This is a genomic window from Lysinibacillus sp. G4S2 (assembly GCF_030348505.1).
GTDB lineage: Bacteria > Bacillota > Bacilli > Bacillales_A > Planococcaceae > Lysinibacillus.
On the sequence record NZ_JAUCFJ010000002.1, the window covers coordinates 3,015,768 to 3,028,969 of the forward strand.

The following is a 13,202-nucleotide window of genomic DNA, read 5'->3' on the forward strand; positions in this document are numbered from 1 at the left end:
TAAATTACTACCCTGCACGAAATCAAACTGATTTTTACTGTTTATTAATCAACAGCTACTTTACCACTTGTCTGTATTTTTTAATTTCTTCCTTAACCTGTATGTCTCCCCATGGACTTCTAAGTAAAAAAACTTCATTCTCTCTACCTTTAATTTTAAAATGTAATCCTATTGATTGAATTCGATGTTTGTCGCCATTAACTATAGAGTATTTTATATCTCCGCAATCATTATCAAAAACACCCATTAGTTTCGTATCTGTATCCTTTTCAGCAGCCATCCCCCAATAGCGCAAATGATCAACATTTTCAGGTATGTAATAATCTTCATGACCAATTACCGTCCAAGTTCCTTCTTTCTTTCTTTTACCGAATAATCCCCAAGTATCTATAGGAATTGGCTCGAAAAGCCTTTTGTTGGTCATATTTGTATCAAAGATATTTTCTTCTGAAAAATAATCGAAAATTTCAACGATATGTCCTAAACTTATTTGAGAAATACAGCGTCCAAATGCATACTCACTATTATCTTGTTTTACACTAAAAATATCTCCCACTTGGAACTTACTTTTAGGCGTTTTCATCCTTTGCGCTCCTTTTCAGGTTTTCATAAAATTTTATTCTCTCATCACCCAGAGGGAAAAATGGATAGGCTACACTAAGTTAGACAGATTCCATAAGGGCTAGTACACTATAATTACTAACCTAAAGGAGCGTGTTTTTATGTCACGTCAACGTCGAACTTTTACAGCTGATTTTAAACTTCAAATGGTGAAGCTATATGAAAATGGTAAATCTCGTGCAGATATTGTAAGGGAGTATGATATTACACCATCTGATCTAGATCGTTGGATTAAAAACCATCAAGAAACAGGTTCATTTAAGGCAGAAGATAACCGTTCACAGGAAGAAAATGAACTATTAGACCTACGCAAAGAAGTACAACGCCTGCGAATGGAGAACGATATCTTAAAGCAAGCCGCGCTGATCATGGGACGAAAATAGATGTGATTCGTAACAACGCTCACAAATATTCGGTATCAGCAATGTGCGACGTCCTGCAAATTCCAAGAAGTTCCTACTACTACCACTTAAAAATACGCGAAGATGATGAACGACAAGCACAAGAAGCCGATTTACAAGAGACTATTTATGTCATCTTCAAACAAAGTCGTAATAATTACGGGACACGTAAAATAAAAAAAGAACTAGAAAAGCAGAATAAGATAGTTTCAAGACGACGAATTAGTCGCATCATGAAATATCTAGGTCTTGTCTCAAACTACACGGCTGCCTATTTTAAACCGCAGAAAAATCGTAGTAATGAAGCACCAGTAGCCAATGTTCTAAATCGTGAATTTGAACAAGAAAAAGAATTATTAGTTTTAGTCAGTGATTTAACATACGTACGGGTCGGAAAAAAATGGCACTATGTATGCTTATTTGTCGACCTCTTTAATCGTGAAATTGTTGGTGCAAGTGCTGGGCCAAATAAAGATGCGGCGCTTGTTTATAAAGCTCTAAGTAGTATTAAAGGGAACTTAACAAATGTGCAACTTTTTCATACAGATCGAGGTTCAGAGTTTGATAATAAGCTAATGATAGAAGCAACTGAAACGTTTGGAATCCAACGTTCACTAAGCGCGAAAGGATGCCCGTATGATAATGCCATCGCAGAAGCTACATACAAGAGCTTCAAAGTTGAGTTTGTCTACCAACGTACTTTCTTAACTCTGGAGCAGCTTGAGCTTGAACTTTGGGATTATGTACATTGGTTTAACAATATTCGCATCCATCAAACTCTTGGCTATCTTACACCAGCTCAATTTAAAGAACAGTATATATAACTGCCATCGAAGAACGGCTTTACATGGAGTGGCGGGCATGATAGCCTCCGTTTGGCAGAGCCAGTTCTATGAAGCTGGTTCCTTGGCGCAAGAATCATGCCCGTAGAGGCTCCATGTCAAGCCACTTCATAATAAAATCACCCTTAAAAGAACTGTTCAAATTAGTGTTGACATTCCAAAAGCCATCAGACAATTCATAAACCCTTTCAGACCAATAATTGTCCTCTTTTAACAATGCCTGTTTGTCAATATCACTAAAAAATGTTTCTAATGTTTCAATAAAGCTATCAAAAGAATTGTCACTTATCTCATTATTTATTATTTTATTATTTTATTAACCATACATAGATAGAGGTTATTAAAACATATAAATTGATTGATGTCAGAATTACAGAACCTCACTTTTATTTTCCCATTATCTTCAATTAAATGTCCAATTGTTCCATTCTTCTTATCTAATACAAAATACCCACCAAGATCATGACCAAAAATAACCACAGATTGTTCGTTAATGTTGAATGAATAGAAATCATTTAAATAAAATGTAAGTGCATTATTATAATACGGTAGTAATAAATTTATTTTCCTAAATTGCAATCACGCTTTTTATATAAGCTTTTTACAGTATAGCCGCCATATTATTTTTTTGACTGAAAAACAATAATTTAGATAAACAAACTTTGTAATTCTTCATATTCACCAAACCAAAATTTTAGTGCATCTTGATTTATACCGTCTCTCCCTTTCCACCAATCAACGGGATATAACCAATCTGAGCTATGTCTAGATCTTGGGGCTAAACCAAGATTTATGAATTGATGTAAGAAACCTTTATGCTCTTCTGTTTCTAAAATACTACAGAAACCAAGCGTCTCCAGAAATGCTTTTCTTTGTTCTGCATTGGATTGAAATCCTTCAATTTTTCCAATCTTTTTTTGAACTTTAGATGGTGAATCATTACTTTCTGCATCTTTAATAATCCCAATAACGGATTGAAAAATATCAAAATCTTCTTTTGTCGGCTTTACATGTGGAAGCTTATTATGCTGTTGAAGTATAAATGAAAAATCAAATATGTTACCTGAAATAATCCCACCATGACTAAAACGAATTTTATTAATGAATGTTAGATCTACTAAATCTTCAACATTATTGGCACATATTTCACAAGACATAAAATCACTTTTAAAATCATGGATAGGAAATTGTCTCATAATCACATATACTGGTAAACCCGATCTCCAATCTAAACGCTGGTTACTTAAACTTGCCAGAAATAAATCAACTGTGAAACGTTTAGTACATTGTTTCATTTCAAACATTGCATTCTCAATAGCTTCATTATGTGTCTGAAAAATTTTATCAAATATATAACCTGCTGTTTTAGCATACTGAAAGTCTTCCTCTGATGTTTTCTCTGGATTTAACAATCTATAATTTAATAGAATTTTTAAAGCTCTATCATTATATGTCATTCTTTAGAATGCTCCTCTATTTACATTTTAAATCCTAATTAAAATTGGTGGTTGATGTACATATAGATTATTAAGATACTTATCAGCCGTACTTAATCTATGCTCCCCTTGTTCTGTTAATGGTTTTCTGGTATGTTGAATGCATTGTTCTTCAATACCTCTCGCCGTATCTTGGTCTGTTCCTTTTGTACCTGCATGTCGACGTTCAACATCACGCCCCAGACGAAGTTATTAAATTCATCATAACTTCCCAAGGATGTATTCTTATTTGACGATATCGATATTAACTATTTATGTTCACGATTTACTTCGTCAACCGATGGATTTTTAATAGCATTAATAACGTAAATTATTACCGTATTCCTCTAGTTCAGTAAAGAGTTCATCAGCATTAGCTTTAATGCCTTCTCTATATTTAGATGGTATTTTTTTTTCACACCTATTAAACCATTCATTAAATGTTTCTTTCCATTCCTTTGTCCTATATTGTTTAATCAATAAATTTGCATTAACAGGAAACTTTCTTGCGAGCATTAATAAAATATCAATATGCGTTAACATTACTTGATATGGTTTATCCGTATTCTTCAACCATTCATTACTTTTGTTTATTTCCTCAATTGCCAAAATAATGTAACGAGCATTTTCTTTTTCCGCTGCATCATTATCTTCAGGTTTTGTTCCAAAAATTCTCAATCTCAACATCTCCTTAGAACTTTAATAATATTTTAAGTTTAAATTTCAAAAAAGGATCTTCGTACATTTAGCTCTTTTAATTCACGTAGTAGCCCTAAAAGTATTCCTATCTGAAAACGAAAATTCCCTATTGTTAAGTGCTAATTCCACAGATAATCTTAGCTGTGCATTAATTTCATTCAAGCAAATGAGAGTATTAAAACCATCTTCATCAAGAATATCCATACCCTCATCTTGAACCTAGATTATTCACCAACCAACACAAAATCCCAGGGAAAAGCTGACTTGTCGGCTTTTCCCTGGGATTCTCTTTTTCACTTAAAAGATGAAAAAAGAATCCATTTTTGTTAAGGTTATTGCGACAAAACAAAACCATCTCAAGAAAGGATTCTTATGATGACTACTTTATCGCAAATTCCCTTACATTTCAATCGTTCTATCAAATTATCTAATGATGGAGATGCACTTTCTTCGGATACTGGTCATCTTATCTTTCGTGAATTTGACGAAAAACTAGGCTTCTCTCAAACGATTGCCAAACATCTACAGTTAAAAGATGAACGCTTGTATTGCATTCACCAAAATGAGCAGCTGCTTCGCCAAAAAATCTACCAACTGATCGCTGGTTATCATGAAGACGATGCAGCAGATCAGTTGACGCATGACCCAGTATTTACGCAAGTGCTAGGTACGCCAGCACTCGCTTCTCAACCATCATTATCGCGCTTTTTTAAACGGTTCGATTCACAAGCACTCGATCAACTCCAAGCGGCGAATCAAGAACTACTCGATCGTGTTCATCATGCTCGACAATCGAAAGCGTTGATTGCCGATTTAGATTCCACACATGCCGATACATATGGAAATCAAGAAAAATCTGCGTACAATGGCCATTATCGAAAAGTTGGTTTTCATCCACTCCTCGCTTTTGATGGGCTGACAGGTGATTTTTTGAAAGCCCAATTACGACCTGGTAATGTGTATACATCAAATAGTGTCGTAGATTTTCTACGTCCCCTGCTTGAACATTATAATAAAACCTTTCCGGAAACCTCTGCGCTTGTACGTGGGGACAGCGGCTTTGCGGTACCAGATCTTTATGAACTATGTGAAAAGGAATCCGTTTACTACATCATTCGTTTAAAGGCCAATGCTCAACTAAAGGCGCTCGCTGAAGAACTGCACCCTACACATGAAATTCGTGATGTATCCGTGACCGAGCGCTATATCGATGAATCCATTTATCAAGCGTCTTCTTGGTCCGCACCACGAAGAATCGTTATTCAATCGATTCGCCCAGCTGGTGAACTGTTCTTTTCTCATGCTTTTTTTGTGACAAATCTGAGTGAAACTTTCTCACCACAAGCCATTGTTGAATCTTATCAACAACGAGGTACGATGGAAAATTTCATTAAAGAAGCGAAGAACGGTTTTGGTTTCGATCAGATGAAAAGTCATGATTTCGTTGTTAACGAAGCACGCATGATGTTAAGTCTGCTTACCTATAATTTTACAAACTGGCTCCGTACACTGAGTTTCCCAAAGCGCTACAAGGGTATTCAAATCCAAACAATTCGCACGCGCCTCATTAAAGTGGCAAGTAAACTAGTGAAATCTGGACGCTCACTGTACTTTAAATTGTCTTCTAGCTTCGTGTATGCACACTTCTTTTGGGACGTACTGACCCGGGTCCAACAATTAGAAATCAAATAACCTTTTTTAAAAAATCGACATCGCACCAAGGGAGGAGTCTGCTCAAAAAACGAATTTCTTTCCATTTGCTTTCTATTTCTTCTTTCCTTAAGCATAGATTCACAAAAAAACGAGACTACTATAAAAAAACTCATGAAAATCCGCAAACTTTAAATGGCTATGAATAATTCAGGTCTAATACTAAATCAACTGGGTTTAATTTTTTCTGCATTTTTCAAACGCCTCCGGATTGTCTGTATTCAATTTTATTATTCTCGTAATTTAGAGTTAGAAATATCAGGATACACTCCTCGTAATTCATGTTGCGGCTCATTTGATGCTTGGAACAGTCTCTTTATCTTTATAATATTGTGTTAAAACATCCAGTGCCTCCCTCACATGATTTAATAAATCAGAATCTAGCTCTCTATTCGTTCTTAATTTTACTGGTACTGAATTTTCACTTACTAACCCAATATAAATTATTTCAATCGCTTCCTGTATATCCATACTTTCACTTCCTTTTAAAAAAGTAACCTTATTCATCGGAATCTATCGAGAAGCCCGTTTGAATGAGGTTACTTTAATCATTAACATCTATTTATCCTTCTTCTTTCTTGCATGAGCTAATTTTGATTAAACTAAACCAAAATTCTCACCTTTTACTCCAATTAGAAGCTTTTTTTCATAGAAAAACTTCCCTATTTCATGTAGGCGTTCTTCCGGAACTATCCACAACCAATTCCCTTGTCCTATTTCTTCCAAAATACCATTCCCAGGAGCTTGTATCCAATTTTTAAATGAAAAAGTAGCACCTTCATACTCTAAAAAATCACGGTTTATGATGTTGACTGGATATATGTGTCTTAGTTTAGGAGAAGAATTGTAAAGTATATCTCTGTTTCTAGGATTTAATGCAAGCCACCAAGTATGATTATCTTCCATATATAAGTCTAGACTCTCACCTTTCCCCCAGATTGTTTCATATGAAAAATATCCAAAATTGACTATTTTATCATCTAAGTAAGATTTTAATAAATTTACAAGAATTTGTGTATGATTAATTTCTAAACTAGTATTAAAGAAAATCTGTAACTCTCTACTAGGTTGATCAAACCTTATTCCATATTCCCAGGAGCTTGGAACTTTCAGACTTTTACCTTTAAATATCGTAAACGAAAATAAACTTTCTACATCTCCTTCATGCATCTCATTGAATTCACTTTGAAACTTTTCAAGACTCTTCCTCTCTAACTTCTGATAGTTCACGTCATAACTAACACTTTTAAGAGGAAATCCATTGTTAGAAAACAGCTCAATAGATTTTTTTATCCATTCTGAGACACTGCCACAATAGCCATAAATATTACAATATATTCTACCATTTTCTATATCCATATTGAACTTCCCCCGATTGACCTAATTAATTTAAAGAAAGAGATGCTCAGTTTGAGATTTATTGCTGCTCTTGCCTATCATGTCAAATTCTCTTTCCATTTATTAATTTATTTGTACTACTTCACCTTATTTAGAGGAATGCCCTTAATTTCATTCTTTAAAATTTATTATTCAAAAGAAGCTGTAATTAATAATCGGTTGTATATTTTCTACCTTTTCTTCACTTCTTTGAAGAATATACATTAGGTAGAAATAAATACTTCAGGGTCTTAATTTATTTTTCCATCTCTAACAAAAATTTATGTACTATTAATATTTAAAGTTGAACCAGAACAAAAGAGTAGCAATAAAAATCCAATTTTAAGGTATTTTATGTTACTCTTTAATAAGTCAATTATTACAAATAGACCCATCAAATGCTACCCTTTTGTTTGCAAAGCCACTATCTAATAAATACTTGTAGTTTTCAAAATATATCTCTTCTGTAACATGGGATATAATTTCATTTGTTCTATCTTCTACGGAATAGGGGATTCTTTTCCGTAATGTTACAGCAAGCATTAATATATTTACAGCGGGAGGCAATACCATGAAAATTGAGCAATTCACCAAAAATGAAACATTATGGCTACAACTTGAGCAAGAGCTACTTTCTAAACAATATAAAATTGAAACAGATGTCTATACTTCTGAAATCATCACCCCTTCTTTTTCACTGAACGACATCACACTGCATGAAGTACTTTGCCACTATCAACAGCTCGCATTGTTAGATGCATTTCGTCAAGAGCTTGGCTTTGAGACACAGCGCTACTGCCTTTCTAATTTCACTAACAAGCACCGATCATTAACCTACATACCATTGTTAAGCTACTTTGCAATAAATCTAAGAAAATATGGTGCAAGTTTTGAATATTTAACAGTTAAAGTATTGTTAGCAACCATTAAAGAATTAGATACAGAAACGTACAACTCATTAATTACAATTGGCTCTGGCACTTTACCAGCACATAAACAACAAATGGAATCCGACCTGATTTTTTGCCAAGCAAATGATGTGCTGGCAAAGATTACGATTCAAATTAAAGAAGAAAGCGAAGAGGCTTATCGCCAATCATTAGCTTACTTAAATGCTTTATTAGAAGAAGATTTCCCTAAAAGCTATAACATTCATTATGAAGGTAAGAGTAACTTAGTGCTACCAATCGAGCATTTACCAGTTACATCATCACATCACTTCTTCGCTAAAGCTGTCAGTTACCCTAGCCTACATGCCGCACTAGCTGAGTATAGCTATAAGGCGATGGCACAATATCATTTTTATCAAGATGTCGATGAGGAACAGGCTGCGATGCCGAGTACATTCGCCGTTTTTGGTCTTGGTTTATACGATAAAAGCTACGGCAAGCTCGTTATCGATTATATGTATGAATGCGATGGTGACCATTCACCAATGCCTGAATACTTTGCGAAAGCCTATGTTAAAACATTTGGACTAACACCGGAAACATTGCCCGTCTTTGTATGTACGGTACAATCTGTACAAGAAGTTCCGTATGATGCTTTCTTTGAACAAGCTATGAGCATAAATGACAACTTACAATGGTTCGAAAAATTTATGACGACGCCACTTCTAGAGCTTTGTCCATATATTCCTCTCGAACAAAACGAAGAAATTGAGGAATATAAAGATATGGCTGTAGCACAGCTTTTATATACATGCTTTGGCATCATCCATTTGAATGACTTTACAAGTTCAGCATTTATGCGCATTCCAGAACCATATCGCACACGCTTTGAGGCGATTATAAAAGAACTTATTTAAGGAGTATTTTCATGCAAATTGCCTATCAAGAAATGTTAACGATACCTTGGCACCGTTTAACAACTGCATACGGAAGAGGTACAAAAATTCCAGAATTAATAAAAATGGAGCAATATGGTGAGCTTGCACAATTAATTGAACATCAAGGCACTCTATGGCAGGTAACACCATGGGTTATTCAACAGCTTTTACACACATTACCGAATCGATCTGTAGAAAGTGTAAAGAAGGAAGAAATACAGTTATATATTGCAGTTGCTTCTGCTTTTACTTGGGATGAGCTGACATCTAGCCCTGTGCAGCATATGGATGAATTGCTACAGGAAAAATGGCTTTGGTCAGTAGTTGAAGATGAGGAGGAATGGGAAGAGGAACCACGCGGCTATGAAGAATGTGCTTTTATTAGCTACTATGTTTACAGTGAATATCAAATGCGTGCAGCGATACCCTTATTCCAAAATATCGCAAATATGCGAAAAGATTTAGCTCCGAGTTTGACAGAGCTACTTGAACTATTGGCGAACCGCCAAAAGCTATGGGAAACAATTTGATTAGAAGGCTAACAAAGGGGCAGTGCTATGAGTGTGTCACTTATTATACTTGCGTCCGCATGGATGTATATCATGAAAACTTTCAAGATCGTAGGATTATGAAATAATATTAAAAAGAGTGCACCTTTACGATACGCACAACAAATGGCCAGCTATCTGAAATTTTTTTCGGATAGCTGGCTATTTTGCATGACAAGTGTTAATGCATTAGTTGACTACGAGCTTACTGCTTTTGAATATATTTTAGCCATCCACCTCTACAGAAATAAAGCTTTCCATTACACCCACAAATTCAATATCAATTAAATGATCCTCATCAAGCTCATTCTGCGTGTAGGTAAAGCGTTCACCTACCTCATCCACCTTTAAAATAGGTAAATGTAGCTTCTTCATTACATCCTCTATCGTTGCCTCTGGATAAACATGTTCAAATTCTACACAAAACCTAGCCAGCTCTTCTAATTTAGCGGTATATTGATTTCTGACATTCTCAGCAAACCGCATACTTTTATCGTTCATTAAATGCTCCGGTATATTGACCTTCATACCATCAAGAGTCGCTTCATACTTCATAACCCTTATACCTGTTTGAAAACTCATTTATCCCTCCTCGTCTAGCACTAACCCTATTCATTTTTTAATAACTCTTTCATAATGAGTGTTTCTTCCCTGCTTCTAGCTATATCTAACGCAATTTCTCCAAAAACATTTTAATTTCTCGATTTGCACCTCGTTTTAGAAGTAGTTGAATAATATCGATGCGTTCCTCACCGTCTGAAACTTGCGTATGTAAAGGGGTATTTCTAGCTAATTCCCCTTCCGCTTCATCGTTCTATCACATTCTATTTTTGAGAGTCTTTTATTAATCGTTTTTGAATGGAAAGAACTTCAGGAACAAAGATTCATTTAAGTTCGTTTAAGTAAAAAAGGAGGAAAAGTATGGGAATCAATTTGAATTTGTGGTCATTCTTCATGTCTTTATGCTGTATTATTTTATTTTTCATAGCAAGTTTTTCTGCAACTTTTATAAACTTTTTTGTCGCATACCTTCATTTCCATCCATTGAATGTTGTTTTACTATTAACAATCCTATGTTTTTTCTTAACGCTCATTGGAATGAAAGATGTTAACAATACAATGTCTATGCTTAGAAGCTTTATTTCAATCGTTCTAACATTGCTTTTAGCTAGCATCATATCTTTTATATTATTTTTTGGAAGCTTGTTAAGTTAGCGCTACTATGTGAAAATCGGCATTGTCCTTTAGACGAATTTGATTAGGATTCATTTATCTATATTGACGAACGTTTGTTCTGTTTGCTAAAATGATTAAAAAGGAGGCAATTTTTATGCAAAAAACTAACGCCATTGAATTAGTACATTTCTCAAAAAACTTTGTGGATGTTTTGAATGACTTTGAACTTCCGGAAGAACAATGTCAATTTACTGCCCTTCCAAAAGAGATTTCGATCGAAATGGTTGGACAGTATCCAATTGTTATTTTGAGCGACAATGTACCTGTAGGTTTTTTTGTCCTACACGCAACAGAAAGAGTAAAAGAGTACTCTAGCAATCCAAAGGCTTTGCTACTTACAGCATTATCAATTGACCATAAGCAGCAAGGAAACGGCTATGCAAAAAAAGGGATGCTTGCACTATCTGAATTTATTAAGAGAGAATTTAAAGACTGTGATGAAGTCGTTTTAGTCGTTAATCATAAAAATATTCCCGCTCAAAATTTATATTTAAAAGTTGGCTTTGTCGATAACGGGGAAAGAAGAATGGGACCTATTGGCGAGCAAATTGTTATGCACCTAAACATCTAATAGATTTTCAAAAATCACTCGTCATGACATGAGTGATTTTTTCTGTTGGCCCCTTACTTGTGGGCATTAGGATACAAGGAATTGAACCTACACATATGATTGTCATTGCGGATAAACTGACTAAGACGAAAATGTCATTGAAATGTGTAAGGATTACATACTCTTTTGGATGTGCTAATTGAATTATTCTACTTCATATCCCTTGAGTGCCTTCACATAGTTTACATAATATTTTTATTCAATCATCCTTCTATTTGGCAAGTTCTCGTGGTAACTCTCTGCTTCCACTCCGGAAGAAGTAACATTGCTGTCCCCTCGTCATTGGTGCTATACCTACCAAATGTTTTTGGTATTGTTTCAAAAACTAAAATTTCAGGATTCTTATAGGGTTTTCGCTTTAAATATTCTTCAATCGTCATCATACTTTCCTAATATTGTTTTATTAAATCTTCTTTAGAAGAGAGTCTTCTTCACCAGTCTCCAATTTCAACTCATTTGTCAACGAATTATTTTTCTAGGCATTAAAAAACCCCCTTTAAGTAGAATGTTAATGACAGATTACTGTAGCTCTTTTAACATTGTCTACTTAAAGGGGCTAATATCATTGGGGACAGCCAATTTTTTAATTAGAGAGTTCACTTTGGATAATTAATTTGTTTTTACGTTTTTCATCTGAAGGGTCTTGGTTAATAATATAGATACCATTTTCTCCAGAAAATCTGTAAATGTCAGGTGTTTCTAACTCCCCTTTTTTAACCAGTAAATTATTCTTTACCTTAAATTTCATAAAAGATTTATCATCATAAGAGAAAAACACTTGATTATTAAAATCTGTGTAAAGATCATTTACATTTACATCCGAAACAACTTCTTGCGTATGTTTATTAGAAACATTATAAAAAAGAAGTTTTTGTTCATCAACTGTAGGTTCACTAGGATCATTAAATGTTAGATAAATAAATTGTTGACCATTTAACAAACTTGCCCAACCAATAAATTGATAGTCCGTTTTTATTTCTTCGATTTCTTTACTTTTCACATCGTATAAATATAGATAACCAACATTATTTTTTTCATCAGTAAATAATATTTTTCCATCCTTTGCAGATAAAAACGTATTCATAAATGTATGAGTGTTTAAATCGAATATACTTTCAGTTTCATTTGTTTTTAGATTTTTTAACATAACTTTCGGCTTGCTCGTCCTTATATCCATTGCTATCCAAGCTGCATAGTCTTCAACGAGTACAGGAAAAGCATTATGGATATTTGGATCATTTTCTTGTGTTAATGGTTGTATTTCATTCGTCTTTAAATTCATTAAATACGGATTTTTTTGTCCCCCACCTTCATCAGCATCAACCCACACTAACCAATTATCATTCATTTCTAAACCTTGGACAGATGGAAATTTAAATTTGCTATTAAATATAGTTTTGTATGTCTGAGTCTTTCGATTATATTGAATGATTTTATTATCTAGACGAGATGAACTCTTATGATCTACACTCATGAAAATTGAGCTAGCGTTACCTCTAAAAGAAGTTATGCTAGAAAAAGGAACATCTACTGTTTTGTTAAAATCTTTATCAACTATTTGATAATATTCAAGCGTCTCATTTTCAGCATTGTTATTGTTTTGAACTACTTTAAAAATAACTAGTAGAACAATGACTAAACCGGCAATTAATCCAAATGCTACTAATGCACTTTTTTTCAAAATTATCTCCCCAAATAAACCTAGTTATTTAAGGCACTTCACCAAAACATGTGCTTGACTAAGAGTCGTATCGGTATTCAATCCATTCAGCATTGCACTCAAGTAAAATCGTTAGAGTGCATCTGTATACCTTACTTTGTTGTTTAGTGGTACTCTTAACTTAGCAGATAAAGT

Annotated in this window: 12 protein-coding genes and 1 pseudogene; 5 read left to right on the top strand and 8 right to left on the bottom strand. The window is 34.2% G+C overall.

Annotation, left to right across the window (positions count from 1 at the left end):
- Window positions 1-55: 55 nt before the first annotated feature.
- Window positions 56-583, bottom strand: coding sequence for an Imm26 family immunity protein (locus tag QUF91_RS15610; protein ID WP_289418423.1), 528 nt, complete (start codon window positions 581-583; stop codon window positions 56-58).
- Between the two features lie 139 nt (window positions 584-722).
- Between QUF91_RS15610 and QUF91_RS15615 the strand changes: the two genes are divergently transcribed.
- A protein-coding gene (locus tag QUF91_RS15615; RefSeq protein WP_289418424.1) for an IS3 family transposase occupies window positions 723-1,846 on the top strand; the annotation gives its coding sequence in 2 pieces (ribosomal slippage) (window positions 723-966 and window positions 966-1,846; 1,125 coding nt in all).
- Window positions 1,847-2,511: 665 nt separating this feature from the next.
- Here QUF91_RS15615 and QUF91_RS15620 read toward each other — a convergent pair.
- Both QUF91_RS15620 and QUF91_RS15625 read right to left on the bottom strand, forming a co-directional pair.
- Window positions 2,512-3,321, bottom strand: coding sequence for a hypothetical protein (locus tag QUF91_RS15620; RefSeq protein WP_289418425.1), 810 nt, complete (start codon window positions 3,319-3,321; stop codon window positions 2,512-2,514).
- Window positions 3,322-3,657: 336 nt separating this feature from the next.
- Entirely contained in the window at window positions 3,658-4,017 is a 360-nt protein-coding gene (locus tag QUF91_RS15625; RefSeq protein ID WP_289418426.1) for a hypothetical protein, read from the bottom strand.
- 396 nt (window positions 4,018-4,413) lie between these two features.
- On the opposite strand from QUF91_RS15625, the gene QUF91_RS15630 reads away from it, so the two are divergent.
- A complete protein-coding gene (locus QUF91_RS15630; protein WP_289418427.1) occupies window positions 4,414-5,730 on the top strand; it encodes an IS1380 family transposase in 1,317 nt (438 codons plus the stop codon).
- Between the two features lie 309 nt (window positions 5,731-6,039).
- On the opposite strand, the gene QUF91_RS15635 is transcribed toward QUF91_RS15630, so the two are convergent.
- Complete coding sequence (locus QUF91_RS15635; RefSeq protein WP_289418428.1) at window positions 6,040-6,219, bottom strand: hypothetical protein; 180 nt, start codon at window positions 6,217-6,219, stop codon at window positions 6,040-6,042.
- A gap of 126 nt (window positions 6,220-6,345) precedes the next feature.
- Window positions 6,346-7,107 (bottom strand): hypothetical protein, encoded by a 762-nt coding sequence (locus QUF91_RS15640; RefSeq protein ID WP_289418429.1) that lies wholly within the window; start codon window positions 7,105-7,107, stop codon window positions 6,346-6,348.
- A 589-nt stretch (window positions 7,108-7,696) separates the two neighbouring features.
- Here QUF91_RS15640 and QUF91_RS15645 point away from each other — a divergent pair.
- Both QUF91_RS15645 and QUF91_RS15650 read left to right on the top strand, forming a co-directional pair.
- A complete protein-coding gene (locus QUF91_RS15645; protein WP_289418430.1) occupies window positions 7,697-8,932 on the top strand; it encodes a DUF6138 family protein in 1,236 nt (411 codons plus the stop codon).
- Between the two features lie 11 nt (window positions 8,933-8,943).
- Window positions 8,944-9,483 (top strand): hypothetical protein, encoded by a 540-nt coding sequence (locus QUF91_RS15650; protein ID WP_289418432.1) that lies wholly within the window; start codon window positions 8,944-8,946, stop codon window positions 9,481-9,483.
- 243 nt (window positions 9,484-9,726) lie between these two features.
- On the opposite strand, the gene QUF91_RS15655 is transcribed toward QUF91_RS15650, so the two are convergent.
- Both QUF91_RS15655 and QUF91_RS28145 read right to left on the bottom strand, forming a co-directional pair.
- The gene (locus tag QUF91_RS15655) at window positions 9,727-10,083 is read right to left on the bottom strand and encodes a hypothetical protein (protein WP_289418435.1); all 357 of its coding nucleotides are present in this window, start codon (window positions 10,081-10,083) and stop codon (window positions 9,727-9,729) included.
- 85 nt (window positions 10,084-10,168) lie between these two features.
- Window positions 10,169-10,273, bottom strand: a pseudogene (locus QUF91_RS28145) (hypothetical protein); the annotation flags it as partial.
- A 558-nt stretch (window positions 10,274-10,831) separates the two neighbouring features.
- Between QUF91_RS28145 and QUF91_RS15660 the strand changes: the two are divergent.
- Window positions 10,832-11,308, top strand: coding sequence for a GNAT family N-acetyltransferase (locus tag QUF91_RS15660; RefSeq protein WP_289418436.1), 477 nt, complete (start codon window positions 10,832-10,834; stop codon window positions 11,306-11,308).
- Window positions 11,309-11,930: 622 nt separating this feature from the next.
- Here the strand turns inward: QUF91_RS15660 and QUF91_RS15665 are convergent.
- The gene (locus QUF91_RS15665) at window positions 11,931-13,028 is read right to left on the bottom strand and encodes a TolB-like translocation protein (protein WP_289418437.1); all 1,098 of its coding nucleotides are present in this window, start codon (window positions 13,026-13,028) and stop codon (window positions 11,931-11,933) included.
- Window positions 13,029-13,202: the final 174 nt, after the last annotated feature.

Bases quoted from the DNA above. Each gene is read 5' to 3' on its own strand.
- QUF91_RS15610 (WP_289418423.1), bottom strand. From the start codon at position 583: ATGAAAACGCCTAAAAGTAAGTTCCAAGTGGGAGATATTTTTAGTGTA.
- QUF91_RS15620 (WP_289418425.1), bottom strand. From the start codon at position 3,321: ATGACATATAATGATAGAGCTTTAAAAATTCTATTAAATTATAGATTG.
- QUF91_RS15630 (WP_289418427.1), top strand. From the start codon at position 4,414: ATGACTACTTTATCGCAAATTCCCTTACATTTCAATCGTTCTATCAAA.
- QUF91_RS15635 (WP_289418428.1), bottom strand. From the start codon at position 6,219: ATGGATATACAGGAAGCGATTGAAATAATTTATATTGGGTTAGTAAGT.
- QUF91_RS15640 (WP_289418429.1), bottom strand. From the start codon at position 7,107: ATGGATATAGAAAATGGTAGAATATATTGTAATATTTATGGCTATTGT.
- QUF91_RS15645 (WP_289418430.1), top strand. From the start codon at position 7,697: ATGAAAATTGAGCAATTCACCAAAAATGAAACATTATGGCTACAACTT.
- QUF91_RS15650 (WP_289418432.1), top strand. From the start codon at position 8,944: ATGCAAATTGCCTATCAAGAAATGTTAACGATACCTTGGCACCGTTTA.
- QUF91_RS15655 (WP_289418435.1), bottom strand. From the start codon at position 10,083: ATGAGTTTTCAAACAGGTATAAGGGTTATGAAGTATGAAGCGACTCTT.
- QUF91_RS15660 (WP_289418436.1), top strand. From the start codon at position 10,832: ATGCAAAAAACTAACGCCATTGAATTAGTACATTTCTCAAAAAACTTT.